Origin of the sequence: Pseudooceanicola onchidii (assembly GCF_004959925.1) — a bacterium.
GTDB classification, from domain to species: domain Bacteria; phylum Pseudomonadota; class Alphaproteobacteria; order Rhodobacterales; family Rhodobacteraceae; genus Pseudooceanicola; species Pseudooceanicola onchidii.
Genome location: NZ_SPUW01000001.1, coordinates 1,001,935 through 1,027,012 on the forward strand (window position 1 = coordinate 1,001,935; position 25,078 = coordinate 1,027,012).

General features: G+C 66.2%; 28 protein-coding genes. 16 read left to right on the top strand and 12 right to left on the bottom strand.

The genetic code is table 11. The annotated features are described in order from the left end of the window. Positions 1-58: 58 nt before the first annotated feature. The 5 genes from rpoD to ribD all read left to right on the top strand — a co-directional run bounded on the left by rpoD (position 59) and on the right by ribD (position 4,645). Positions 59-2,038 carry an RNA polymerase sigma factor RpoD gene (rpoD, locus tag E4S58_RS04815; protein WP_136635158.1) on the top strand — a complete coding sequence of 660 codons (1,980 nt, stop codon included), beginning with the start codon at positions 59-61 and terminating at the stop codon, positions 2,036-2,038. A gap of 209 nt (positions 2,039-2,247) precedes the next feature. Further along, complete coding sequence (locus tag E4S58_RS04820) at positions 2,248-2,505, top strand: hypothetical protein (protein ID WP_136635161.1); 258 nt, start codon at positions 2,248-2,250, stop codon at positions 2,503-2,505. Positions 2,506-2,545: 40 nt separating this feature from the next. Continuing rightward, positions 2,546-2,959 (top strand): secondary thiamine-phosphate synthase enzyme YjbQ, encoded by a 414-nt coding sequence (locus E4S58_RS04825; RefSeq protein ID WP_136635163.1) that lies wholly within the window; start codon positions 2,546-2,548, stop codon positions 2,957-2,959. 96 nt (positions 2,960-3,055) lie between these two features. Then, positions 3,056-3,523 (top strand): transcriptional regulator NrdR, encoded by a 468-nt coding sequence (nrdR, locus tag E4S58_RS04830; RefSeq protein ID WP_136635165.1) that lies wholly within the window; start codon positions 3,056-3,058, stop codon positions 3,521-3,523. 18 nt (positions 3,524-3,541) lie between these two features. Next, on the top strand, positions 3,542-4,645 hold the full coding sequence (ribD, locus tag E4S58_RS04835) for a bifunctional diaminohydroxyphosphoribosylaminopyrimidine deaminase/5-amino-6-(5-phosphoribosylamino)uracil reductase RibD (RefSeq protein ID WP_136635167.1): 1,104 nt from the start codon (positions 3,542-3,544) through the stop codon (positions 4,643-4,645). Positions 4,646-4,657: 12 nt separating this feature from the next. Here ribD and E4S58_RS04840 read toward each other — a convergent pair whose 3' ends face one another. The 3 genes from E4S58_RS04840 to E4S58_RS04850 all read right to left on the bottom strand — a co-directional run bounded on the left by E4S58_RS04840 (position 4,658) and on the right by E4S58_RS04850 (position 9,200). Next, complete coding sequence (locus E4S58_RS04840; RefSeq protein ID WP_136635169.1) at positions 4,658-6,676, bottom strand: capsular polysaccharide biosynthesis protein; 2,019 nt, start codon at positions 6,674-6,676, stop codon at positions 4,658-4,660. Positions 6,677-6,678: 2 nt separating this feature from the next. After that, on the bottom strand, positions 6,679-7,803 hold the full coding sequence (locus tag E4S58_RS04845; RefSeq protein WP_136635171.1) for a polysaccharide biosynthesis/export family protein: 1,125 nt from the start codon (positions 7,801-7,803) through the stop codon (positions 6,679-6,681). 104 nt (positions 7,804-7,907) lie between these two features. Beyond that, a complete protein-coding gene (locus tag E4S58_RS04850; protein WP_136635173.1) occupies positions 7,908-9,200 on the bottom strand; it encodes a capsule biosynthesis protein in 1,293 nt (430 codons plus the stop codon). Positions 9,201-9,334: 134 nt separating this feature from the next. Here E4S58_RS04850 and E4S58_RS04855 point away from each other — a divergent pair, with 134 nt between their 5' ends. From E4S58_RS04855 to E4S58_RS04865, 3 genes are all read left to right on the top strand, one after another. Next, positions 9,335-9,931: a riboflavin synthase gene (locus tag E4S58_RS04855; RefSeq protein WP_136635175.1), complete on the top strand. Its 597-nt coding sequence runs from the start codon at positions 9,335-9,337 to the stop codon at positions 9,929-9,931. Then, on the top strand, positions 9,928-10,488 hold the full coding sequence (locus E4S58_RS04860; protein WP_136635177.1) for a hypothetical protein: 561 nt from the start codon (positions 9,928-9,930) through the stop codon (positions 10,486-10,488). Before E4S58_RS04855 ends, E4S58_RS04860 begins: the two co-directional genes overlap by 4 nt. 171 nt (positions 10,489-10,659) lie before the next feature. Further along, positions 10,660-11,628: an MBL fold metallo-hydrolase gene (locus E4S58_RS04865; protein ID WP_136635179.1), complete on the top strand. Its 969-nt coding sequence runs from the start codon at positions 10,660-10,662 to the stop codon at positions 11,626-11,628. A gap of 7 nt (positions 11,629-11,635) precedes the next feature. Here E4S58_RS04865 and tpiA read toward each other — a convergent pair whose 3' ends face one another. Beyond that, positions 11,636-12,385, bottom strand: coding sequence for a triose-phosphate isomerase (tpiA, locus tag E4S58_RS04870; protein ID WP_136635181.1), 750 nt, complete (start codon positions 12,383-12,385; stop codon positions 11,636-11,638). 129 nt (positions 12,386-12,514) lie between these two features. On the opposite strand from tpiA, the gene E4S58_RS04875 reads away from it, so the two are divergent. Both E4S58_RS04875 and E4S58_RS04880 read left to right on the top strand, forming a co-directional pair. Further along, entirely contained in the window at positions 12,515-13,414 is a 900-nt protein-coding gene (locus E4S58_RS04875; protein WP_136635183.1) for an isopenicillin N synthase family dioxygenase, read from the top strand. 32 nt (positions 13,415-13,446) lie between these two features. Then, the gene (locus E4S58_RS04880) at positions 13,447-13,869 is read left to right on the top strand and encodes a hypothetical protein (RefSeq protein WP_136635185.1); all 423 of its coding nucleotides are present in this window, start codon (positions 13,447-13,449) and stop codon (positions 13,867-13,869) included. 8 nt (positions 13,870-13,877) lie between these two features. On the opposite strand, the gene E4S58_RS04885 is transcribed toward E4S58_RS04880, so the two are convergent. From E4S58_RS04885 to rimK, 7 genes are all read right to left on the bottom strand, one after another. Next, positions 13,878-14,261, bottom strand: coding sequence for a TfoX/Sxy family protein (locus tag E4S58_RS04885; protein WP_136635187.1), 384 nt, complete (start codon positions 14,259-14,261; stop codon positions 13,878-13,880). Beyond that, positions 14,261-14,611: a HesB/IscA family protein gene (locus E4S58_RS04890; RefSeq protein ID WP_136635189.1), complete on the bottom strand. Its 351-nt coding sequence runs from the start codon at positions 14,609-14,611 to the stop codon at positions 14,261-14,263. The genes E4S58_RS04885 and E4S58_RS04890 overlap by 1 nt, the downstream gene beginning before the upstream one ends. 29 nt (positions 14,612-14,640) lie before the next feature. Then, a complete protein-coding gene (locus E4S58_RS04895; protein ID WP_136635192.1) occupies positions 14,641-15,381 on the bottom strand; it encodes a DUF3307 domain-containing protein in 741 nt (246 codons plus the stop codon). Beyond that, positions 15,378-15,995: a MarR family transcriptional regulator gene (locus tag E4S58_RS04900; protein WP_240789459.1), complete on the bottom strand. Its 618-nt coding sequence runs from the start codon at positions 15,993-15,995 to the stop codon at positions 15,378-15,380. The genes E4S58_RS04895 and E4S58_RS04900 overlap by 4 nt, the downstream gene beginning before the upstream one ends. A 66-nt stretch (positions 15,996-16,061) precedes the next feature. Beyond that, positions 16,062-16,424, bottom strand: a complete 363-nt coding sequence (locus E4S58_RS04905) for an SUF system Fe-S cluster assembly protein (protein WP_136635194.1) — start codon at positions 16,422-16,424, stop codon at positions 16,062-16,064. 93 nt (positions 16,425-16,517) lie between these two features. Next, positions 16,518-17,783, bottom strand: a complete 1,266-nt coding sequence (locus E4S58_RS04910) for a Hint domain-containing protein (protein ID WP_136635196.1) — start codon at positions 17,781-17,783, stop codon at positions 16,518-16,520. Between the two features lie 309 nt (positions 17,784-18,092). Further along, entirely contained in the window at positions 18,093-19,520 is a 1,428-nt protein-coding gene (gene rimK, locus E4S58_RS04915; RefSeq protein WP_136635198.1) for a 30S ribosomal protein S6--L-glutamate ligase, read from the bottom strand. Positions 19,521-19,682: 162 nt separating this feature from the next. On the opposite strand from rimK, the gene tgt reads away from it, so the two are divergent. The 6 genes from tgt (at position 19,683) to E4S58_RS17835 (ending at position 24,432) form a co-directional block, all read left to right on the top strand. Then, on the top strand, positions 19,683-20,813 hold the full coding sequence (gene tgt, locus E4S58_RS04920) for a tRNA guanosine(34) transglycosylase Tgt (RefSeq protein ID WP_136635200.1): 1,131 nt from the start codon (positions 19,683-19,685) through the stop codon (positions 20,811-20,813). Positions 20,814-20,957: 144 nt separating this feature from the next. Beyond that, positions 20,958-21,992 (top strand): cobalt-precorrin-5B (C(1))-methyltransferase, encoded by a 1,035-nt coding sequence (locus E4S58_RS04925; RefSeq protein ID WP_136635202.1) that lies wholly within the window; start codon positions 20,958-20,960, stop codon positions 21,990-21,992. Beyond that, complete coding sequence (locus E4S58_RS04930) at positions 21,989-22,729, top strand: cobalt-precorrin-6A reductase (protein ID WP_136635204.1); 741 nt, start codon at positions 21,989-21,991, stop codon at positions 22,727-22,729. Before E4S58_RS04925 ends, E4S58_RS04930 begins: the two co-directional genes overlap by 4 nt. After that, the gene (locus tag E4S58_RS04935; RefSeq protein WP_136635206.1) at positions 22,720-23,337 is read left to right on the top strand and encodes a DNA-3-methyladenine glycosylase family protein; all 618 of its coding nucleotides are present in this window, start codon (positions 22,720-22,722) and stop codon (positions 23,335-23,337) included. Before E4S58_RS04930 ends, E4S58_RS04935 begins: the two co-directional genes overlap by 10 nt. Next, positions 23,334-23,999 (top strand): alpha/beta hydrolase, encoded by a 666-nt coding sequence (locus E4S58_RS04940; RefSeq protein ID WP_136635209.1) that lies wholly within the window; start codon positions 23,334-23,336, stop codon positions 23,997-23,999. The genes E4S58_RS04935 and E4S58_RS04940 overlap by 4 nt, the downstream gene beginning before the upstream one ends. Positions 24,000-24,126: 127 nt before the next feature. Continuing rightward, positions 24,127-24,432: a putative quinol monooxygenase gene (locus E4S58_RS17835; protein ID WP_169052595.1), complete on the top strand. Its 306-nt coding sequence runs from the start codon at positions 24,127-24,129 to the stop codon at positions 24,430-24,432. A gap of 18 nt (positions 24,433-24,450) precedes the next feature. On the opposite strand, the gene E4S58_RS04950 is transcribed toward E4S58_RS17835, so the two are convergent. Next, positions 24,451-24,876, bottom strand: a complete 426-nt coding sequence (locus E4S58_RS04950; protein ID WP_136635213.1) for a VOC family protein — start codon at positions 24,874-24,876, stop codon at positions 24,451-24,453. Positions 24,877-25,078: the final 202 nt, after the last annotated feature.

A 25,078-nucleotide genomic window follows, 5' to 3' on the forward strand; every position in this document is an offset into this window, starting at 1 on the left:
ATCAAGCGAATCACGCCCGTTTCGCCCGGACCCCCCGCGGCGAGTGAGAGGAGCAAGCATGGCCCCCAAGGACACGGAAGAAGAGCAGCGCAACGACGGCGACGAACAGGACGTTTCGCTCGACCTTAGCCAGGCTCAGATCAAGAAGATGATCGCCGAGGCGCGCGAACGCGGCTTCATCACCTACGATCAGCTCAACCAGGTTCTTCCGCCCGATCAGGTCTCCTCCGAACAGATCGAGGACGTGATGTCGATGCTGTCCGAGATGGGCATCAACATCATCGAGGACGAAGAGGCCGAGGAGGAGGAGCAGAAATCCACCGCCGTGGTCGAAACCTCGTCCAACCGTGAAGTCGCGCTTGGGTCGGGCACGCAGGAAAAGCTGGATCGTACCGACGATCCGGTCCGCATGTACCTGCGCGAGATGGGCTCGGTCGAACTGCTGAGCCGCGAGGGCGAGATCGCGATCGCCAAGCGGATCGAGGCCGGCCGGAACACCATGATCGCGGGGCTTTGCGAAAGCCCGCTGACGTTCCAGGCGATCACCATCTGGCGTGACGAACTTCTGTCCGAAGACATTCTGCTGCGCGACGTCATCGATCTGGAAACCACCTTCGGTGACCAGATGGAGGGCGACGAGGGCGCGCCGGTCGTCGACGCCGCCAACACCAATTCCGCCGCCCCCAAGAAGGACGATGGCCCCGAACTTGACGCCGATGGCAACCCGATTGCCAGCGATGACGACGAGGACGAGGACGAACAGGCCAACATGTCCCTTGCGGCCATGGAAGCGGCGCTGAAACCCCGCGTGCTGGAAACGCTGGACCGGATCGCGCAGGACTTTGCCGTCCTGTCCGAAATCCAGGACAACCGCATCAGCGCGACCCTGAACGAAGACAACAGCTTTTCCGACAACGACGAGGCGCAGTACCAGAAACTGCGCTCTGAAATCGTTGAACTGGTGAACGGTCTTCACCTGCACAACAACCGTATCGAAGCCCTGATCGACCAGCTTTACGGCATCAACCGCCGCATCATGCAGATCGACAGCGCCATGGTGAAGCTGGCCGACCAGGCCCGCATCAACCGTCGCGAATTCATCGACGAATACCGTGGCCATGAACTGGACCCGAACTGGCTTGACCGCATGGCCGAGAAATCGGGCCGGGGCTGGCAGATGTTCATCGAACGCTCCTCGGACAAGGTCGAGGAACTGCGCTCGGACATGGCGCAGGTCGGTCAGTACGTCGGTCTGGATATCAGCGAATTCCGCCGCATCGTGCAGCAGGTCCAGAAGGGCGAAAAGGAAGCGCGGCAGGCCAAGAAGGAAATGGTCGAGGCCAACCTGCGCCTCGTGATCTCCATCGCCAAGAAGTACACGAACCGTGGCCTGCAATTCCTTGATCTCATTCAGGAAGGCAACATCGGCCTGATGAAGGCCGTCGACAAGTTCGAATACCGCCGCGGCTACAAGTTCTCGACCTACGCGACCTGGTGGATCCGTCAGGCGATCACCCGGTCGATCGCCGACCAGGCCCGCACGATCCGTATCCCGGTCCACATGATCGAAACGATCAACAAGCTGGTCCGCACCGGTCGCCAGATGCTGCACGAGATCGGCCGCGAACCGACCCCGGAAGAACTGGCCGAGAAGCTGCAGATGCCGCTCGAGAAGGTTCGCAAGGTGATGAAGATCGCCAAGGAGCCGATTTCGCTCGAGACCCCGATCGGGGACGAGGAAGACAGCCAGCTGGGCGACTTCATCGAAGACAAGAACGCGATCCTGCCGCTGGATTCCGCCATTCAGGAAAACCTGAAGGAAACCACGACCCGCGTTCTGGCCTCCCTGACCCCGCGCGAGGAACGGGTTCTGCGGATGCGATTTGGCATCGGCATGAACACCGACCACACGCTGGAGGAGGTCGGCCAGCAGTTCAGCGTGACCCGCGAACGGATCCGCCAGATCGAGGCGAAGGCGCTGCGCAAGCTGAAACACCCCAGCCGGTCGCGCAAGCTGCGGTCCTTCCTGGATCAGTAAGGTCATCTAGGCCGCCAGCCCATAAGGGACTGTCCTGCATTGAATTTTCGAAAGGCGCATCCCCTCGGGGCGCGCCTTTTCCTCATCCGGGCGCGCTCCGCCCAGTTGGCCAACGAATAAACCAGGCGAACTTCACGGCAGTTTTCCGAATTTTGATGAAACCGAACCCGGCGTCCCCCCGTTAACCAGACAACCGGGGGAGAGAGGCCATGAAACCTGCCATGAAGCCCATTGCTGCCATCATAAGCTTGCCCATCACCGTGCTGTTCGCCAGCGCGGCGCTGGCCCATGTGGAACCGGAGCCGGTCGAGACCACCCGCCCCACGTTGTCACCGGTGCTGGTGCAGGCCGATTTTCCGCGACCGGACAAGGACGGCGTATGCCGCCTGCCGCTTGTTTCGGCCGATTTCCAACTGCCCCCGCAGGCCGCTCCGCAGCCCTGCATCCAGGAGGTCCGCGCGGACTGACCCGTGGACAGTGCCCTGCGCCGCATCGCATGATCGCGCCATGCAGACACGTTTTTCGATCCCCACGGATGGCCCCGGGCTTTACGAATTCACCAGACAGGTGACCCGTTGGACGGCGGGGCAGGGCGATGGCCTGCTGACGCTCTTCATCCGGCACACCTCGGCCAGCCTTCTGGTGATGGAAAACGCGGACCCCGAGGTCCAGACCGACCTGACCGCCTATTTCCACCGCCTCGTGCCACCCACCACCGATCCGGCGATGTCCTATCTGACCCATGTCTACGAGGGGCCGGACGACATGCCCGCGCATATCAAGGCGGCGATGATGCCGGTCAGCCTGTCGATTCCGGTCGAAGGCGGGCGTCCCTTGCTGGGCACCTGGCAGGGGATTTACGTCGTCGAACATCGGCAAAGACCCCACACGCGCGAAATCGCGGCACATTTCGGCCATTGATTTGGGGCCTACCCAATCTGTTGCGGCTGCCCTATACTGGCTGTGGACAACTTGGGGTGCGCCCCATGACGGCTGGGACTAGGGGATTTAATCACGATGCGTTGCCCGTTTTGCGGAAATATCGACACCCAGGTGAAGGATTCGCGGCCTGCCGAGGATCACGTTTCGATCCGTCGTCGGCGGTTCTGCCCGGCCTGTGGCGGCCGGTTCACCACCTACGAACGGGTGCAGCTGCGCGACCTCGTGGTGATCAAGTCCAACGGACGTCGTGAAGACTTCGACCGGGACAAGCTGGAACGGTCGATCCGCATCTCGATGCAGAAGCGCCCGGTGGAACCCGAACGGATCGATCAGATGATCTCGGGCATCGTGCGGCGCCTGGAAAGCATGGGCGAGACGGACATTTCCTCGAAGGCGATCGGTGAGATCGTGATGGAGGCCCTGGCCCGGATCGACACCGTCGCCTACGTCCGGTTTGCCAGCGTTTACAAGAACTTCCAGGCTGCCGACGACTTTGACAAATTCGTCAGCGAACTGCGCCCCGACGGCAACGCCGAAGACTGACCCCGTGACCGCGGGCCAATGACCAAAGCCGAGGATCGCCGATTTCTGTCGCTGGCCCTGTCGCTTGGGCGGCGGGGGCAGGGACGGACCTGGCCGAACCCCGCCGTGGGCTGTGTCATCGTCAAGCACGGTCGCATCGTCGGGCGTGGCTGGACCGCCCCGGGGGGCCGACCCCATGCCGAACCGCAGGCGCTGGCGCAGGCCGGTGATCTGGCCCGGGGCGCGACGGCCTATGTCTCGCTTGAACCCTGCGCGCATCATGGACAGACACCGCCCTGCACAGACGCCCTGATCGCGGCCGGGATCGCCCGGGTGGTTGCCCCGCTCGAGGACATGGATCCAAGGGTCTCGGGCGAGGGGTTCGCCCGTCTGCGCGCGGCGGGGATCACGGTCACGACGGGCCTGATGTCGGACGAGGCCGGGCACGATCACGCCGGGTTCTTCCTGCGCACCGAACTGGGCCGCCCCTTCGTCACCCTGAAACTCGCATCAAGCTTTGATGGCCGCATCGCCACCGCCACGGGTGACAGCCAGTGGATCACCGGGCGCGGCGCCCGTCGTCTGGTTCATGCCATGCGGTCGCGCCATGACGCGGTGATGGTCGGGGCCGGCACGGCGCGCGCGGACGATCCGTCGCTGACCGTGCGGGACATGGGCATCGACCATCAGCCCGTGCGCGTGGTCGTCTCGCGGCGGCTGGACCTGCCGCTGATGGGCCACCTGGCGCGCACTGCCAAGGACCTGCCGGTCTGGCTGTGCCACGGCACCGACGCCGATCCGACGCTGCGCAAGACCTGGGAAGGGCTGGGGGCACGGCTGACCCCCTGCGACGTGACGGGCGGTCAGCTTGATCCGCTGGCCGTGCTGAAAGGGCTGGGGGCGGCGGGTCTGACACGGGTTTTCTGCGAAGGTGGCGGGGCACTTGCGGCCTCGCTCTTGCAGGCCGATCTGGTCGATGAGCTGGTGGGAATGACCGCAGGTGTCGCCATCGGGGCCGAGGGTCTGCCGTCGCTTGGCGCGCTTGGGCTGGCCCGCCTGACCGAAGCGCCGCGCTTCCGCCTGCGTGACAGCCGCGTGGTCGGCGGTGATGTCGTGCACATCTGGGAACGGGGCGAGGCCTGAGCCGCCGGGCGTTCACCGCCAGGCCCAGCTCATCCCCGCCAGTACGCCCTGCGCCTTGGACAATAGCCGCAACCCGAGGCCGCCGCGATCGACCGCCGCCTCGGACAGGCGCAGCACGGCGGTTTCGACCGAACAGGGCTGCCGTGTCACCGGATCGAAATACCGCGGATAGTCGATCAGCGCGGCATGGGCGAGCCCCGCGATCGACGGGCGCGCCTGCCGCCGGGCAGGCACCCGGCCCAGGTCGGTCGTCAGCCCCCAGCCCGCGTAAAAGGGCGTGCCGGTGACCGTCACGGCGCGGCCCCGGATCAGCGCCTCGAACCCCATGAGCGAGGTCATCGTCCAGACCTCGTCGACCTGTTCCAGCAGGACGCCCGGATCGACGCCCGACAGCACCATGTCCGCCAGATCCGCCGCGTTCTCGACCGCGCCGGGGCGCAGCCCGGCCTCGACGTCCGGGTGCGGTTTGTAAAGGATCACGGCGTCGGGGTTGGCCTCTCGGGCCTTGCGCAAGAGATCGAGGTTCGTCGCGATCTCTCCGGCCCCGAACCGCAGCGACGCGTCGTCTTCCACCTGTCCGGGCACGAGGATGCGCCGCCCCTCGGGCAGGTCGGGCACGGCGCCGGGCAGGTTGTATTTCGTCAGGCCCAGTCGGATCAGGCTGTCGACCAGCGCCGACGCGCGCGCCTCCTGATCGGGGCGCAGGGTGGCACGGGCGGCGATCATCCGTTCAAGCCGGCTTTCGCGGGTCGGGTCGTAGTAGATGCCCAGATCGTCCAGCGCCAGCGACAGCGGCGGTACCAGGTCTGCGCCCAGGCCGCGCGACCGCAGGAACCCGTCCTCGATCCGCACGACGTGATCGTCGGGGTCTGCCTTGCCCGCCCAGACCATGTGGCGGCGCGGCGCCTCGGGCGGCTCGTCCGAGAAGGTGACACGCTGTTCCGCGCCGAAGGCCTGCTGGATCACGCCGCGCTTCCACAACCGCATGCCCCCGGCCTGCCAGCCGTGCCGGTCCTCTCGCCAGGCCCGCACCCGCGCCTCAAGCCAGTCCAGCGCATCCTCGAAGGTGCAGATCCGGTCCTCGCAGGGGTGATACCACGTCGGGTAAAGCAGCATCGCGCAGGCAAAAAGCTGTGCCGCCGTCAGCCTGCGCCCGCGTCGCCCGCCAGGGTAGCCAAGTGGATGGCGGTCGTCGGTCAGCCCCCAGCCCGCGTAGAACGGCTGCCCGAAGGTGACGGGGCGGTGCCCCATCAGGATCGCTTCGAACCCCAGTTGCGACGAGACGCAGTAAACCCCCGTCGCCCCCTCAAGCAGCGTCCAGGGATCGACCGGATCGGTCAGGACGGTGATGCGGTCGGTCTGGTCGTCGGGGCCGAAATACCCCTCGCGGTGGCCCGCGACGGTTTCGGGATGGGTGCGGATGACGATGCGGGCGGCGGGGTTGTCCTCCTGCGCCCAGTACAGCATCTCGCGAAAGCTGTTGGCATCCGCGCGCCCCTGGCTGACCGAGGCATCGCCACGCGTCTGGTCTATCACCAGGACGTAGCCGGGATCAGGGGCGGGGGCCTCGGGATCGAAGGCGTTGTATTTCGACAGCCGCGCCTCGCGCAGCCGGGCGATCCCGCCGCGCGCCCGGTTCAGCAGCGCCGTGTCGTCCAGCGGGTGGTCGCGCAGCATCCGTTCCAAGGCCGAAGGGTGGTCTGAGGCGAAGTGCATCCCCACGGGGTCGATCACCAGCCCAAGTGGCGGCTCCCCGTCGCGTCCCGGATGGACCGAACGCAGGAAGGCATCCTCGATCCGCACCAGCGGCGCCCCTGTCGCCTCGGACACGGCCTCGCCGCGGTGCGCATAGGGGGAATGACCCCAGACGGCGACGCCATCACCCTCCGTCGGCTTGCCCAGGCGCAGCTCATAACCCGCAAGTTCAAGGATCCGGCGGACGCGCCGTTGCTTCAGGAAGCCTGCGTTGAAATAACGAAGCCGCCGGGGATGGTCCCCGGCGGCCTCTTCGAATTCCCGAAGGTGGTCCAAGCCTAGTTGCCCAGGGTGCTCGTCAGGCGATCGGCCGAGGTCAGCGTGCCGGTCAGCGCGGCAATCGCCTTGTTCCACTGGGTGAACGGCGCTTCGGTCACGTAAAGCGTATCGCCGTCGCGGACCGAGAAGTCACGCGCGTGGAACATGCCGTTCGGCTGCGTCAGGTCCAGCACATAGACCATGCGCTGCGCGCCGATCAGGTCGTCACGCCCCAGAACCTGGTTGGCCAGCTCGGCCGGTTCGTTGCGCAGGATGAAGACGCCGGTCGGATCGGCCGAGGTCGACAGAAGCCCGCCGACCTGCGCGATCGCTTCCAGCCCCGACAGCGTCTGCGTTTCAAACGGCACCAGCGACTGCGCGCCGGTCGCGCCCAGGGCGGTGAACTTGCGGGTGTCGGCTTCGACCAGGATCTTGTCGCCGCCGCGCAGCGCGATATCAAGCTGCGGGTTCTTGTAAAGGTCCTGGAACCAGATCGTGCCGGTGTGGCCACCGCGGATGACCGACACCCGGGCGACCTCGGGGTTGATCGTGACGCCACCGGCGCGCGCGATCATCGCCGCCAGCGTCCGGGTGGGGCGTTCGATGGCAAAGACACCCTGGCCGCCGATAGCCCCGACAAGGCTGACGGTCGATCCGTCCCCGGCCAGGCGGCGCACCTGGACCTGCGGGTCCGGCGTCTGTTCTTCCAGCTTGTTGGTGATGATGCGGCGCACGGCTTCGGGCGTGTTGCCCGCCGCGCGGATGCGGCCCGCGTAGGGCACGAAGATGAAGCCCGCGCCGTCGACCTGAACTTCGTCCAGCAGGGTGGCATTGGCGCCCTCGGCGGCCAGCAGCCCGTCGTCGACGTTTTCCCAGATCGTCAGGCCAAGCGTGTCGCCGGGCCGGATGGTGTCGGACCCGACGGGCGATGCGTTGATGAAGGCCTGTGAAAAGCCAAGGGCAGGGGCCACGGCGGTGGCGCGGGTCACCCGGTCATTGACCGAGATGACAAAGGCGTCGCCCTGCTGCTGGACGGATCCGGCAAAGATTTCGCGTTTGGTCGGGCCCGTGCGTGGCAACAGGGTACAGGCGGACACCATCGAAAATGCCGCCACAACGGCAACGGGCCGCGCCCATCTGGACATGGGGGAAATCACTGCTCGGTCTCCTCGACCTATGTTCTGCCTCGGTTTTTTTGTCAGACTAGCGGAATCCTGTGGATAAAGCCAGCCCCGTGGGCCTGTGCGCCCTAGCGAACGACCCGAAGCTGTTGCCGTGGAGTCGCGGTGCCGGACTTCAGTGCATCATAGGGATCTTCGGGTGCCAGCATCATGTCGACGACCATCCTCAGCAGCTGTCGCCGCCCGCGCGCCGAATAAAAGCCCCCCGCGACCTGGCTGGTTTCCAGCAGGTAGCGACGGTAATCCTGATAGGCCTTCCGGTCGGGCCGGGCGGGGGTCGCGAAAAACTCGGGCAGGGGCTGGGTCGAGACGAACTCGGGTTTGGCATAGACGGCCGAACCGAAGGTCTTGAGCGGTATGCCCCGGAACAGCGCCTGCTGCGCGGCGGTCGAATTGACCGTCACGGCGGTGCGCGCATCGGCCAGCAGTTGCGCCAGCTTGCCGCCCCGCACGAAATGCACACGGTCCGACACGCCTGCCTCCTTCGCGATCCGCCGCAGGTCGCGGCGCACGGGAACGCGGCCGTCCTCCAGCGGATGGGCCTTGAAGACCAGATGGTGATGGCGCGGTGCGCCTTCGGCAAAGCCGCGGATCACCACGTCCAGGAAATCGGTCATGGTCGAGAACGGGCTGTGCGCCTGGAACGAGGCGTCATGTTCCAGCTGCAGCAGCGCCAGGTGATAGGGAAACCCGCCGTGCCGGATCCGCGTCGTGGCCAGCCAGCGTTCCGCCGCATGGGCGGGCATCAGCAGCAACCGCTTGAGATACAGCTGGAATTCCTTGGCCACGCTCAGCGACCGGTGCGGTTGGAAATTGCGGTACTGGCCGTTCCGGAACATCACGAACCAATGGTAGAGCGCGCCGTAGAAGACATGCTGCCGCGTGTCGCCCCACTTGGCCGGGGGCAGAATGGTGTCGGGATCTGAATCGGCCAGGGTCTGCCGCATCGCGTCGACGGGCATCTCCATCAGCCGCGAATGCCCGTTGGACCCGCCGCGTTCATAGGTCACCCAATAGGGGCGGATATAGCCTTCCTCGAAGACATGCACGGTCAGGCCCATGTCGCGGGCGCGGGCGATGGCCTGGGCATGGATGGCACGGACGTCGCCGTAAAGGACGATATCGGTCACGCCTTTTTCGGCCACCAGCGCGGCGAAGTGGTCGGGCCAGTCGGCCAGCGTGCCGCGATAAGGCAGGAAGCTTTTGGGATGGAACCAGAAGGCGCGGTCCCCCGCGTTGAAGCCCACGCGCCAGACGGTTGCCCCGGCAAGCCGAAGCATCCGGCCCAGCCGGTGAAAGAACGGCCCGTGCGGTCCCTGCAGGAACAGGAAGACACGGTTCTCTCCGATATCTGCGGGCATCTGCCTGTGCCTCTGCTGTGCCTCGGGTATTGTATCTTGTCGTTAACTTTTCATGCAGGCAAAAATATGGCGTGGTCAAGGGATTGCAGATGCCCCGCCGCGCGGGTAGCCCGAAGAGGAAGGAGATCCGACCCATGTTTACAGGTATCATCACCGACATCGGCACCGTCCGCGAGGTCGAGAAACGCGGCGACCTGCGTGCCCGCATCACCACGTCCTATGACACCGACACGATTGATCTGGGCGCCTCGATCGCCTGCGACGGTGTCTGCCTGACCGTGATCGAAACCGGCGACGACTGGTTCGACGTCGAGATCAGCGCCGAAACCGTGTCGAAGACCAACGTGTCCCACAACACCTGGGATCCGGGTCGCCGGATCAACCTTGAGCGCGCGCTGAAGGTCGGCGACGAACTGGGCGGGCACATCGTGTCGGGCCATGTCGACGGCGTGGCCGAGCTGATCGCGCTGACCGACGAGGGCGACAGCACCCGCGCCACCTTTCTCGCGCCCGAGGCTTTGGCGAAATTCATAGCACCCAAGGGGTCGGTCGCATTGAACGGCACGTCCCTGACGGTGAACGACGTTGACGGCCGTGAATTTGGCATCAACATGATCCCGCACACGAAATCCGTCACCACATGGGGCGACGCGAAGGTCGGCGACCGGATCAACCTGGAAATCGACACGCTGGCCCGCTACGTGGCGCGACTGCAGGACTGGCAAGCATGACGACACATGGCATCGGACACAACAACGGCCCCGCGATGGACGCGGGCCGCAGCTGGCGTGTCCACGCCTGGCGCCGGGCCAAGGCCAACATGTCCTCGGCCCGGCTGAACCCCGCGACGGTCAAGCGTCACGTGGCCCGGGCGAAGGAACTGGGGCTGAGCTATCGCGACTATGCGATGATCCAGGCCTCGGCCGGGCGCGATGTCTGCGGGTTTTTGTTTTCGTCCAATGCGCTGGATCTGGCTTTCGGGCGGCACCGCGTGTCGCAGCCCACGGCCGAGAAGCTTGAGGCGATCCGCCATGCCCTGCGCATTGCCCTGGTCCATGCACCGCTGACGCCCGATCAGGTGGCCGAGGCGAACGCCGCACTGGACTCGGTGCATCGCGCGCCGCGCTTCCTGACATCCTTTCCGCAGATGCGAGAGGTTCTGGCCGAAGCCCAGGGTCGTCTGCCTGCAAGCGGCCTGGTGGTCGTCGGCACGGGGCTTGAATCCGAATGGGTTGCGGCCGGTCGTCTGGGGGCCTTTCTTCCCGCCGAGGCCTATTTCGGAACCTGACCGGAGGAGGGGGGCCTTGTCCCCCGCGCGCAAGGCGCGCGCCCCCCAAGGTATTTCCGACCAGAAGAAGCCGGGGTCGGATCGTTGGCCGATTTTTATATATTCGCAGATGATGTTGCGTTGCCGCCCCGCGCGACCTAGGCTTTGGCCAAGCCGTCATAGGAGCCCACCATGTCCCCGACCCGCCGTGACCTGCTGAAACTTGCCGCCGCCGCGCCGGCCTTCGCGCTGCCCGCCCTGACCCCGCTACGGGCCCGGGCCCAGCTTGGCGCGCCTGCCGCGGGCAATCCGGCACATTTCAGCTTCATGATCGGCGACACAAAGCTGACGGTCGTGTCGGACGGTTATTTCACCCTTCCGGTCACCATGTTCGGCATCAACGCCAGCCCCGAGGAGGTGCAGGCGTTCATGGCCGCGCACTTCCTGTCGCCGACCGACAATTACGCCCATACCAACCACCTTCTGATCGAGAGGGGCACGGACAAGGTGCTGGTCGATGTCGGGTCGGGCCATCGGTTCTTCGACACGGCCGGGCGGCTGGCCGCGAACCTCGACACGCTTGGGCTCGGGCTTGAGGACATCACCCATGTCGTCATCACCCATGCCCATCCCGATCATATCTGGGGCCTGCGCGACGAATTTGACGAACCGCTCTTCCCCGAGGCGCAGTATTTCGTCGGTGAGGCCGAGCGCGGCTACTGGTTGCAGGACGGGCTGGTCGACCGGGTCGCGCCCGCCGATCAGCAGTTCGTCGTCGGCGCAGTCAATTCGCTGACGGCCGAGGGCGTCGACTGGCAGCTGATGCAGGAAGGCTTCGAGGTCGTCCCCGGCGTCACCGTGATCGACACGCCCGGCCACACGCCGGGCCATATGTCAGTTCTGGTCACCGACGGCGACAACAGCCTGATCGCGCTTGGCGATGCGATGAACCACGCCTGGATGAACTTTGCCCATCCCGGCTGGTACAATGCCTCGGACACCGACGGCGAGCTGGCGGTCAGCACGCGCCGACGCCTGCTGGACATGGCCGCCGCCGACCGCATCCCAGTGCTGGGCTATCACTTCCCGTTTCCCGGCGTCGGACACGTCATGGCCGAGGGCGAGGCCTATCGGTTCGTTCCTGCGCTCTGGCAGTTCTGACGGGCGCTCAGGCCCCTTCCAGCGCCCGGATGATCGGGTCGAAATCTGACGCCTTCAGCGACGCGCCGCCGACCAGCGCGCCGTCGACGTTCGAGATGGCGAAGATCTCTTCGGCGTTGTCGGGCTTGACCGACCCGCCGTACAGCAGCCGGACGGACCGGCCGACCCCGGCGCCAAAGCGTTTTTCCAGTCGGGTGCGCATGAAGTCATGCACTTCGCCGATCTGGTCGGCCGTGGGGGTCAGGCCGGACCCGATCGCCCAGATGGGTTCATAGGCGACGACCAGGTTTTCACCGGTCGAACTGTCTGGCACCGACAGCGACAGCTGCGCGCCGATGATGTCGAGCGTATTGGTCGCCTCGCGCTGAAGCTGGCTTTCGCCAAGGCAGATCACCGTCATCAGCCCCGCCGCCTGTGCGGTCCTCGCCTTGGCGCGCACGTCTTCCGAGGTCTCGTGATGGCCGGCGCGGCGTTCCGAATGGCCCAGGATCACCGCCGTGGCACCGACGTCGCGCAGCATCGCCGCCGAGATATCGCCGGTATGGGCGCCGTCGGTCTGTTCGTGGCAGTCCTGACCGCCAATCCGGATCCGGCCCGAGGCGCAGGTCTGCGCCGCCGCCGCCAGAAGGGTCGCGGGCGGACAGATCAGCAGGTCGACGCCCGGATCGGGGTGGGCGTCCGACAGCGTGGTCAGCTCGCTCAGCGCGGCAGAGGTGCCGTTCATCTTCCAGTTTCCGGCCGCCAGTTTCCGCCGCATCCCATTCTCCTGCTGTAACATTTGCGCCATCATCGGGCTTTGGCCGGGGGCGTCAAGCAGTGCCTTGCCGCAGGCGGGCTTTCCGGGCAAAAGGGCGGCGATTGACGGGATGACAACAAGGACCGGGTCATGATCCCCAAGCTCGACATGAGCCGCCTGTTGGCCGGCGATACGGCCGAAATCGCAGAGCTGAGACGTGGTGCGCAGGACGTCGGTTTTCTTGTCGTCCGCAACACCGCGCTGTCGGCAGACGACGTTGCCAGCGTGATCGCGGCCTATCGCGCCTTCTTCCACCTGCCCACGGCCGAAAAGGCGCGCGTCGACATGGCCCTGACCGGATCGAACCGGGGCTGGGGCGCGCCGCAGTCCGAACGCGTCGATCCGGCGGCGAACCCCGATTACAAGGAAGTCTTCGATTGCGGTTTCCAGCTGGCCGAGGATGACCCGCTGTCCGAGCTGTCGGTCTATGCGCCGAACCTCTGGCCGGATCTGCCGGGATTTCGCAAGACGGTGCAGGGCTATTACCGGGCCGCCTGCGGCACGGCCATGGACATTCTGCGGGTGATTGCCGCCGCCATCGGTGAAAACCAAAGCTATTTCGACGACAAGTTCGACCGGCCCATGGCCTTGCTGCGCGGCAACTTCTACCCCGAACGTCCCGACTGGGCAGGGGACAGGGATTTCGGCATCGCGGCGCACACCGACTATGGCTGCCTGACCCTGCTGGCCAGCGATGGCGTTCCGGGGCTCGAGGTGCAGGGGCGTGACGGCGGGTGGCTGCCGGTCACGGCCGAGCCGGGCGAATTCGTCATCAACTTCGGCGAGATGCTTGAAATGTGGACGGGCGGGCGCGTGAAAGCCACGCTTCATCGCGTGCGTGGCAGCAGCGAAGAACGCATCTCGGTGCCCCTGTTCTTCAATCCCAATCACGACGCCAATGTCGCGCCCGAGGGAGACGCAGAAATAAGGGCAGGGGACCATCTGGCGAAGCGGTTCAACGAAACCTACCTTCACCTCGCCAAGGCCTGATCCGGGCCGGGCAGTTCATGCCGGAGCCCCCGATGCAGTTCCCGATCGACACGTTGACCGTGCGCCGCGCCACGCTGGAAGGCGGGCGCCATGGCCAGACCCTGAGCCTTGACCTTGCCGCCTTCACGATCCCGCTGCGGGGCGAGGATCAGACCTTCCTCACCGCCGCAGTCTTTGACGGGATCGACCTGCCAAGCACGAGGGCGAGGGATCTTGCCGGACAGGTCTATGACTTTCCGGCGAACCCGGACGACGGCTATATCGACGGGTCGATCTATATCGACAATCGGCATCACCCGGTCGATGCCACGCGGCTGGCGTTCGGGCCGATCACCGGCGACGTGCTGCCCCTGACGCTGACGACGCGACTGGTGCTGAGCTTTGAGAAACTGGCGAGCTACGCGGACACAGACTGGACGATCACGGTGGACCTGCCCCTGTCCGAGTTCGACTGACCGCGTCGTTACCTGCCCCGGGCCGCCTTGCGGGCCTTTTCGGCCCGCTTCCGTTCGGCCGCCGCCCGCGCCGGTTCAAGCGACAGGCGGGCCCAGTCCATGGCCTCGTCAGGGTCGTCGAAGGCGCTGTCGGGCAGGGACATGAAGGACGTGATCTGTTGTTCACCCCCCTTGCGCGCATAGGTGAAGGGCTCTGACCCGGCGTCGCGAAGCCGGTCTTCGGTGGTGGCGTCGGATTTCAGGAAAACCGTTCCGGACCCGGCGATCATGGCGAACATCACGTCGTCTTCGACGAAAAGCCCCACGCCGGAAAACATCCGCCCCGTCCGGATCGGTCCGAGCCCGCGGAAGAGGTCAAGCACATGCCCGAGCGCCTCTTCCGAGACGGCCATCAGTTTTCGGCGAACTTGATCGACTCGCCGCAGCCGCAGGCGTCGACGACATTGGGGTTCTTGAACTTGAACCCGGATTCCAGAAGCGAGGTCTCGTAATCGATCTCGGTCCCGAACAGGAACATCTGGGCCATTGGCGCAATCAGCACCCGCGCGCCGTCCTGTTCCACGACCTCGTCGTTTGAATCGGCGGCGTCGACGTAATCCATGGTGTATTCCATGCCCGCGCAGCCGCCCTTCTTGACCCCGATCTTGAGGCCAAAGCGGTTGTCGCGGTCCATCAGCTTGCGGATCTGCTTGGCCGCAGGCGTCGTGATGGTGACGGGGGATTGTCCGGGAATGCCAAACATCTGGGTCTCCTGTTACGCGACAAATCTAGTCATTCCGCGCCCGGAAGCCAAGGGAGGGCCGCAAAGAGATTGAGCAGCGCCAGCGTTGCATGGGCGCAGACCAGCGCCCAGCCGAACGAGGCCAGCGTGCCGATGATGACATATTCCGCCACCTTCTGTTTCCGCTTCGAGGCGTCGAAGCGCAGGACCGACTTGGCCGCGATCAGGAAGCCGACGGCAGCGGGCTGGCCGACCAGGACGAACAGGAAGATCAGCCCGCGTTCCAGAAGGCCAATCAGCTCTCCCCCGCGGGGCAGGCCTTCGGCGCGGAACGACCGACCGAAAGGGCGCACCAGCATCCCCACGGCATAGCCCCCCGCGCGGGTGGCCAGGATCAGGCCGGACAGGATCACCAGCACCGGCGGCAGCCACGTGATCGCGCCCCAGAGGCTGGTGGTGTAGAGCCCCGGCAGGGCCCAGGCCAGCGCGATCAGGGTGGCCAGATGCGCCCCCTGATCGGTCAGGAAGGCGGTAAGGGATGCGGCAGGCGCAAAGCTTTTGATCCAGTCGATCAGCAGGTGCGCGCCGGCGAGGGCCAGCAGGGGCAGCAGGACCATCGGATCGGCGGTCACGGGGGCCAGGGCCAGCGTGGCGGTGGCCAGGACGATCAGACCATGCAGCAGCAGCGCGGGCAGCGACCGGGCCTGTTTGGCCGCTGCCATCGCGTTGCTTTGCAACAGGAAATCCGCGCAGACATGGGCGAAAAGCAGGGCGGCGAAGGTTGCGCTCATGGTGTCTCCAGCATGTCCAGCGCGGACGAAATCGCGGGATATCCCGCCGCGACCAGCGCCTGCCGCACGGCCTGACGGGTGACGCCAAGCGATTGCGCGACGTCCTCCTGCGTTGGTTTGACGGGGGCCAGCATCGGCAGGACCGACCGCGCCTGCGCCTGGGTCCAGCCGTCCGAGATATGGTGCGCCAATTCCGCCGCCGCCCCGTGGGGGCCACCCCGCGCATCGGCCAGCGCGGCGCCCTGCAGGCTGTCCAGCAGGCGCCCCGAGGCGACGAAGGCGGGCCCGGTCGCGTCATTCAGGTTGCCGCTGGCGGGCAGCTGGACCGCGCCCACGGCAAGCGCCATGCGGGTCTTCAGCCGCCGGTCCGTGGCCCGCAGCGCGGCGCGCAGGGTCAGGGCAATGCGCAAAGGCGCCAGGCGGTCGGGCAGGCACAGCTGCCAGCCGTCGCCGCGATGTCGGGTAAAGTGGCTCTCGGCCCGCATCCAGCCGGCCACGCGCGTGGCCGCATCCTCCAGTGCTTCAAACCCGGCAGACAGCCTGTCAGGCGGAAGGTTGGTCGAACCGACGATGTCGCCGGTGATGACAATGCTGTGGGGCGGGCTGTGGGGCACGGTTTCCTCTGGCGTTGCGCAAGTTATATCACTTGCATTCGCAAAAAGAAACCGTTTTGACTTGCCTTACATGAAGCCCAGTTCAAGCCGCGCTTCGTCGGACATCATGTCCATGCCCCAGGGCGGTTCCCAGGTCAGCGCCACGTCGACCTGCTTGACGCCTTCCAGCGGCTCGACCGCGTCGGCCACCCAGCCCGGCATGTCGCCCGCCACGGGGCAGCCCGGCGCGGTCAGGGTCATGATGATCTTGACCTCGTTCTCCGGCGTGATGTCGATCGTGTAGATCAGGCCCAGGTCGAAGATATTCACGGGGATTTCAGGGTCATAGACAGACCGGCACGCATCCGTCACCGCGTCGTACAGCGGGTGATCGGTGGTCGAGGGCGCAATCAGCGGCGTTCCTTCAAGCGGTTCCTGAGTGTCGGTCATGATATCCTGCCTTAGTCCTGAGCGTTTATATAGGTTTTTGCACCGCCGGGGTCCAGTGCCCGAAACGCCGCCCAAAGGGCCGGGTGCGCGGGATCAGGCGATCGTGACAGGCCGGTCGTCATGCGCAAAGGCATGGGCCAGCCGGTTCGGCACCATCGGCCGGGCCGGGTCCATGTGCTGGACGGGCAGGGTGGGAAACAGCGTCAGGATTTCCTCGCGCAGGTCGTCCGACAGCGCGGCCATGGCAATATTGCCCGGCAGCAGGCTTTCGGCCGGGGCGCCATTGGCAAAGATGACCTCGTGCCGGTCGAACAGGATGTGCCAGTATTCGATGTCGCGCCCGTCCGCGATGCGCCGCACGGTCCGGTCGTTGACGAAGCCGTAGGCAGGGACCAGGCAGTCCTCTTCGCCCATGAAAAGCTCGGCCTGCCACCCGGTGACATACAGCCGGTGCTGCGGTGACACCATCAGCGCGCTGTGATTGCCGACGGTCCCCGGGGCAAAGCGGATCGGGGCAAGCTTGCCGGTGGCGGTCGCGGCGCTGCAGCCGATCCAGCGGATGGGCTGCACGCCGCCGTCGTGGGTCACGACCATGTCGCCGATCTTCAGCTTGTGCACGGGCACCTCGCCATCGGGCGTCAGGATCCGGGTGCCGCGCAGAAAACAGATCGTGCCCTCCATCGCGACCGACCGCACGGCCTGTTCGTTCGTCGACCCGCCGGTCGCGCCGGACATGGCAAAGAACACCCGGTCGCCGCCCAGGACATCGTACAGATCCTGTTCGGAATACCCGTCGCCATTGGCGTCCCCCGCGTCGAAGACGGCCTGACCCAGCAGGACGTTGTCGAAACTGACCGACAGCGTGTTGGTGGCCGCCGTCCAGCTGATCTCGACCAGGTGCCAGGCGCCGTCTTCGATGTTGCCGCTGCCCAGCTGGATATTGGGCGATGCCAGATAGCTTGAGCTGAATGCACCCCCCGCATCCGACTGCGCCCGAAGCTGGACATGGTCATACGTCGCGTCGCCCGCGTTCTGGAAGGTGTCGAATTCCAGGACAAAGGCATTCTGGACGTGGTCGGTGCCGAAGTATTCACCGCCCGACGTCGGCGTGATGTTGCTGCCGTTCGGGTCGTTGTGGAACATCCACGTCAGACCGTCGGCACCCGAGTCGTTGTAGCCGTAGAAGGCCTCGTAGCTGAACGAGAAGTCGTAGTTGATCGAATAGGCGGTGGTGGTGCTGACAAGACCGGCCTGAAAGGTCTGATCCGGCGTCAGCGTGTAGGTGCCCGTGACGGAATCATAGGTGGCGTCGCCGGTCGTGACCGTGCTCGACTCATCCCAGTTCACGTTGCGCGCCATGGCCTGCCCAATTCGCACCGCAAGGCGGGGCCTGCGGCTGTTACCTCAGATACGACAGACCCACGTCCCTCAATCCCGACGATCTGCACTGCTCGGCCGGTTGATCCGGCCTTTGGTTTGCGGCGCCGCCGGGCGATTGCACCCGTCCGGCCCCTGAACGACCTGCCATGGGCGTCAAACACGCCGGACAGATCCTGGCGCGGCATCATCGAATGTCTTGAAAGATGCCTACCAGAGTATCCTTAACACACTGTAACTGAACCACCTATACCGGCAAGGTCACGTCGCTGTTAAGCTCTTTCGGATAGGTCAGGCCGACTTTCCGGTGCGGCGTCTGGGCACAGGGGCGGGGCGGACGCGGGCCTCGATCTCGTCATAAAGCTTGCCGACGATGTCGCGCTTGGTCGCCGTCTCGATCCCTTCGAACCCCGGAGAGGAATTGACCTCGAGCACCTTCGGCCCGTTGTCGGACCGCAAGAGGTCGACCCCGGCCATGTTCAGCCCGAAGGCCCGCGCCGCGCGCACGGCCGTCTCGCGCTCTTCCTTGGTGATCTTGACGGGCGTGGCCTTGCCACCCAGGTGCAGGTTCGACCGGAAATCGCCGCCCTCCGAGGTCCGCTTGATCGCCGCGACGACCTTGCCCGCGATGACCATGCAGCGGATGTCCTCTCCGGCGGCTTCCTTGACGAAATGCTGCACGAGGAAGTTGGCCTTGAGCCCCCGGAAGGCCGAGATGACCGAATCCGCCGCCTTGCGCGTCTCGGCCAGCACCACGCCGCGCCCTTGGGTGGATTCCAGCAGCTTGACGATCAAGGGCGCCGAGCCGACCAGCCCGATCAGGTTGCCGGTGTCCTTTGGCGACGAGGCAAAGGCCGTCGCGGGCATGCCGATCCGGTTGCGCGCCAGCACCTGGTGCGCATGCAGCTTGTCGCGCGACGCGGTGATGCCCGCGCTGCCGTTGACGCAGAAGGTGCCGATGGTTTCGAACTGGCGGATGACGGCAGTGCCATAGGGCGTGATCGAAGCGCCGATGCGCGGGATGATCGCGTCATAGCGCGGCAGACGCTTGCCGTCGTAATGCACCTCGGGCGCCATGGCATTGATCGCCATGTAGCAGCGCACGGTGTCGATCACCTCGACCGTGTGGCCGCGCGCCTCTCCGGCTTCGACCAGGCGGCGGGTCGAATAGTTGTCCTCGCGCGACAGCACGGCGATCCGCAGCACCCGGTTCGGCGCGGATTTCCGAACAGTGGCCGAATGATAGACGTCGTAGTCCAGTTCGGGCTGGCAGAACCTTTCGCCCGGCTCGACCGTGGCGCGATCGACCAGCGCCTGGCGGCCCAGCAGCATGTGCGACTGCATCCCCCGCCGGTCGGTCAAGGTCACCTCGATCGGCCAACTTTCCCCGTCGATCAACACGGTGGTGCTGATGACGTTGCGCATCTCGGTCTCGCCGTTGGACGAGGTCACCTCGCGCCGGTCGATCAGATCGGCGGAACAGGCGATTTCAAGATCCTCGCGCCCCGGGATGGGCTGCACCGTGAAGCGGACCTGCGGCTTCTCGGCCCGGCCGAAGATCTCGATGTTGGTGGCATGCAGCGCCGAGGTCCGTGCCCCGGTGTCGACCTTCACCTTCAGCGCAGGCAGGCCGAGATCGGGCAGCGCCAGCCATTCTTCCCAGCCAAGGCGCAGGCTGGGATGGGTCTGGGTCTCGGGGCCGGTCAGGTCATGTGCCATGGGTCACTCCGCGGCGAAGATGGGTCAGAGGGCGTCGTCTCGGTGATTCCCTTACCCCAGTCCAGCAAAGAAATCGTGTCATGGCGGCCGGGCAACACCCCGCCGCCCCCTTCACAAGGGGCGGGGTTTCCGCCAAAAGGCCGGGCACAGGAAGGGACACCCATGACCACCCGCTTCAGCTTTGAAAAACTGGGCCAGGACGGCAAGGCCCGCACCGGCGTCATCCACACCCCGCGCGGCGACATCCGCACCCCCGCCTTCATGCCCGTCGGCACCGCCGCCACGGTCAAGGCGATGCTGCCGGAAAGCGTGGCGGCCACCGGCGCCGACATCCTGCTGGGCAACACCTATCACCTGATGCTGCGCCCCACGGCGGAACGCATCGACCGGCTGGGCGGGCTGCACAGGTTCATGAACTGGTCGAAGCCGATCCTGACCGACTCGGGCGGCTTCCAGGTGATGAGCCTCGCGGACCTGCGCAAGCTGACCGAGGACGGCGTGACCTTCCGCAGCCATATCGATGGCTCCAAGCACATGCTCTCTCCCGAACGTTCGATGGAGATCCAGCGCCTGCTCGGCTCCGACATCGTGATGTGCTTTGACGAATGCCCCGCGCTGCCCGCCGACCGCACCCGGATCGAGGACAGCATGCGCCTGTCGATGAGATGGGCCGAACGTTCGCGGGCGGCCTTCGGGGACCGCCCGGGCTATGCGCTCTTCGGCATCCAGCAGGGCGGGCTGGAACAGGACCTGCGCGCCGAAAGCGCCAAGGCCCTGCGCGACATCGGCTTTGAAGGCTACGCCATCGGCGGCCTCGCCGTGGGCGAGGGGCAGGAGGCGATGTTCGCCTGTCTCGACTATGCACCCGACCAGCTGCCCGAGGACAAGCCGCGCTACCTGATGGGTGTCGGCAAGCCCGACGACATCGTCGGCGCGGTCAAGCGCGGCGTCGACATGATGGACTGCGTGCTGCCCTCGCGCTCGGGCCGAACCGGGCAGGCCTTCACCCGCCACGGCGTCGTGAACATCAAGAACGCGCGCCACGCCGATGATCCGCGCCCGCTCGACGACTCCTGCACCTGCCCGGCCTGCCGCAGCTATTCCCGCGCCTACCTGCACCATGTCTACCGCGCGCAAGAGATGATCTCGGGCATGCTGCTGACCTGGCACAACCTGCATTACTTCCAGGAGATCATGCAGGGCATGCGCGACGCCATCGCCGCGGGCACTTTTGGCGATTGGGAAACGCGCTTTCACGAAGGCCGTGCCGAAGGCGACATCCCCCCGCTGTAAGGGGGGCGCTGCCCCCGCCGCCTGCGGCGTCTCCCCCGGAGTATTTCGAGAAGGTGAAGATCAGGCTTCATCTTGCCCAAAATACTCCCGCCGGAGGCCTCCGCCCTCTGGCCTCGCGCAGCGCCCCGGGCCATGGTGGCGCGGATGAGTGACGATCCAAAACCCCTCCGCCGTGGCTGGACCACCGGCGCCTGTGCCACGGCCGCGACCCGGGCCGCGCTGATCGGCCTATGGCGGGGCGAACGGCCCGAGTTCGTCCGCATCACCCTGCCGCGCGGCGAGAAGCCGGAGTTTGCCGTGACCCATTGGGCGACCGGCCCGGGCTGGATCGAGGCGGGGATCATCAAGGATGCCGGTGACGATCCGGACGTGACCCACGGCGCGCTGATCATTGCGCGGGTCGCTGGTTCGGACGGGGGCGTGGTCTTTGCCGCGGGTGCGGGTGTCGGCACTGTCACCAAGCCGGGCCTGCCGATCCCGCCGGGCGAGCCCGCGATCAACCCCGTGCCGCGCCAGATGATGCAGGCCGTCGTCGCGGATCTGGCCGCGCGCGAGGGGCGGGCGGCGGATGTGACCGTCACGATCTCCATCCCCGGAGGTGAGGATCTGGCCGCCAAGACCTGGAACCCGCGCCTCGGCATCGTCGGCGGGTTGTCGGTGCTGGGCACCACCGGCATCGTCCGGCCTTTCAGCTGTGCGGCCTGGATCGCCTCGATCCACCGGGGGATCGACGTGGCGCGGGCGGGCGGGCTGACCCATCTGGCGGGTTGCACCGGGGCGACCTCGGAAAAGGCGGTGCAGGCGCTGCTGGGTCTGCCGGATCAGGCCATGCTGGACATGGGGGATTTCGCGGGTGGGATGCTCAAGTACCTGCGCCGCCACCCGGTCGACCGGATCACCATCGGCGGCGGGTTGGGCAAGCTGACCAAGCTTGCGCAGGGCGCGGTCGATCTGCACTCCGGCCGGTCGCAGGTGGAGTTCGCCGCGCTCTCTGTCGCGCTGGATGCGCCCGAGGTCGCCGGGTGTTCGACCGTGCTCGAGGTGCATCAGCGTCTGGGCGACCGGCTGATCGACTGGCTGATCCCGGCCGCGCGCGAGGCCGCGCAGGCCATGGTGCCCGACATCGCCGTGGGCATCGTCGCCGTCGACCGGCAAGGCCGGGTGGTGGGGCAGGGATGACGCTGCTTCTGCTGGCAGGTACTGCCGAGGCACGACAGATCGCCGCGCAGTTGGCCGAAGCGGGGCTGCCGGTGCTGGCCTCGCGCGCCGGGGCCGTGCGCGAGGTGGCGGACTATCCCGTGCCGACGCGGACGGGCGGCTTTGGTGGGGCCGAGGGGTTTCTGACGACCCTGCGCGACCACCAGATCACCGCCGTACTGGACGCGACCCACCCCTTCGCAGCGAAGATCACCGAGCGCACGGCGCGGCTTTGCGCCAAGGCGGATCTACCCTATGCCCGCCTGTCACGCCCCGAATGGACCGCAGGCCCGGGCGACGAGTGGCACGATGTCGCCACCCCCGAGGAGGCCGCGCGGCAGATCCCCCAGGGTTCACGCGTCTTCCTCGCCACCGGCGCGCAGGAGGTCGCGCGCTATGCCGCGCTGGACGGGCGGGCCGCGGTCTTTGTCAGGCGGGCCGAGGCGACCGGCGCGGAGTTTCCCTTTGCCAGGGGGCGCTGGATCGTCGGGCGCGGGCCGTTCGACGTGGACGCGGACCGGGCGCTTTTTCAACTGCTTGGCATCGACTGGATCATCACCAAGAATGCCGGGGGGGCAGCGTCCCGCGCGAAGCTTGACGCCGCGCGGGAACTGCACCTGCCGGTGGTCATGATCGCGCGGCCGCCCGAACCAAAAGGCATGCCGATCCTGCGCACGACCCAAGCCGCCGTCGACTGGGCCACGGCCAGATGCACCTGATCGAGACCGAGGCCGACATCGCCGAAGGGGCGCAGGCTCTGGCCGGGCTCGATCCGGCCTTTGCGCCGTTGACCGTGCTGACCCCGCCGCTGCGCCGTCGTCCGCCGGGGTTTGCCACGCTGTTGCAGGCGATCGTCGGACAGCAGGTCTCGACCGCCTCGGCCGCCGCGATCTGGGCGCGGGTCGTGGACGCCGGGCTGACCGATCCTGTCGCCGTCACCCGGGCGGGCGAAGACGGGCTGCGGGGCGTCGGGTTTTCCCGCCCCAAGATCCGCTACGCCCTCGCCCTGGCCGCAGCCGACATCGACTATACGCCCGCGGGTGACCACCCCGACGAGGCCGTCATCACCGACCTGACCCGCATCCCCGGCATCGGCCGCTGGACGGCCGAGATCTATGCGCTCTCAGCGCTCGGGCGGCCCGATATATTCCCGGCGGGCGATCTGGCCTTGCAGGAGGCCGCGCGCATCCTCTACGACCTAGACCAAAGGCCCGACGAACGGACCCTGCGCCAGATGGCTGTGCGCTGGTCTCCGTGGCGGGCCGTCGCGGCGCGGCTTCTGTGGGAGCTGTACCGGACCCACAAACAGAGGGAGAGCATGATATGACACGGGTTTTGAATGCAGAGCGGAAAGAGCCGGTTTCGGGCACCACGCGATCGGTGGTGGTTTTCCTGCACGGCTATGGCGCCAATGGGGCGGACCTTCTGGGGCTCGCTGACCCGCTTGGCGAACACCTGCCCGATACGCTGTTCGTCGCCCCCGATGCGCCCGAATCCGTGCCCGGCGCGCCCTTTGGCTACCAGTGGTTCCCGATCCCTTGGCTCGACGGATCGTCCGAAGAAGAGGCCGAACGCGGCATGATCCAGGCGGTCGAGGATCTGAACGCCTTTCTCGACGCGCTGATGGTGGACGAGGACGTGTTGCCCGAACAGGTCGTCCTGTTCGGCTTTTCGCAGGGCACCATGATGTCGCTGCACGTCGCGCCGCGTCGCGAGGACGAGATGGCGGGGATCGTCGCTTTCTCGGGTCGATTGCTGAAGCCCGAACTGCTGGCGGACGAGGTCGTCTCCCGCCCGCCCGTTCTGCTGGTGCATGGCGATCAGGACGACGTCGTGCCGCCGCAATCCCTGCCCGCCGCCGCCGAGGCCCTGCAGGAGGCCGGCTGGAAAGAGGTCTATGCCCACGTCATGAAGGGCACCGCCCATGGCATCGCGCCCGATGGCCTGTCGGTCGCATTGGCCTTCATGCGGGACAAATGCGGGCTGTAACGACCTGCAGATGAGCGAAGACCAGACGCCCGGCCGATCCGCCGGGCGTTTTGCGTATCGCCGCCGACAGGTGCTTTACCGCCCGGTCGGTAAGTGCTTTTCTGCGCCCATCCAAAGGGAGAGAGACATGATCATCATCACCGGCACCATGGAGGTGGCCCCCGGCAACGAGGACAAGGCGAAAGAGAACTTCGCCATCGCCGCCGAGGCCGCCAAATCCGAACGTGGCTGCATCGAATACCGGTTCTGGCAAAGCGTCAGCACCCCGACCGAATTCCGCGTCTACGAGGAATGGGAAGACAAGGGCTGCCTGAAGGAACATTCCGAACACCCGAACTTCAAGGCACACGGCGAACGCATGGCGCCGCTTGGGGTGACGAACCGCAAGCTGAAGATGATCGAGCCGGACCGGATCAAGGACCTCGCGATCTGACGGAACCCCTGACCGGGCCTAGGCGTCGTCGAACCACAGGCGTGGTTCGGCGATCTCGATCGAATTGCCGGCCGGATCGCGAAAGTAGATCGACCGCGCACCATTGGGCCAATGGAAATCGGCCTCGATCACGATTCCCCGCGAGTTCAGCGTTTCGGCCCAGTTGGCAATCTGGGCGGCACTGGCGCGGAAACACAGGTGCCCCGGCCCCTGCGCCCCATGCGGCGGCACCGGCAGGGCGGGGTTGGTGCTTCCCGTCGCCGTCTGCACGGGATTGAAGATCAGCAGGACGATATCCCCCACGCGGTAGAAGACGTGCCGCCCCTCGACCTGCATGATCTTCTCAAGCCCCAGGACGCCGCCATAGAAGGCTTCGGCGGCCTCAAGGTCCTCGGCGTAAAGGGCCGCTTCCAGCAGGCCGTCTAAAGATGGTGGTTCGCTCATGACGCTTTAGCTAGCATGACCGGCAGGGCTGACCACCGGGGTGGCGGATCGTGCCAGGATCTGCCTGTTGTCACGGCACTGTCACCGAATCCGGCTAGCCCTGTGGATAAGCTGTATGTCGGGGGCTTGCCTTAGGTCAGCCGCGATATATAGTCGATTTATCGGCAGGGGCGGGTCTCCCCGCCCCGCAGGCCAGGATGGG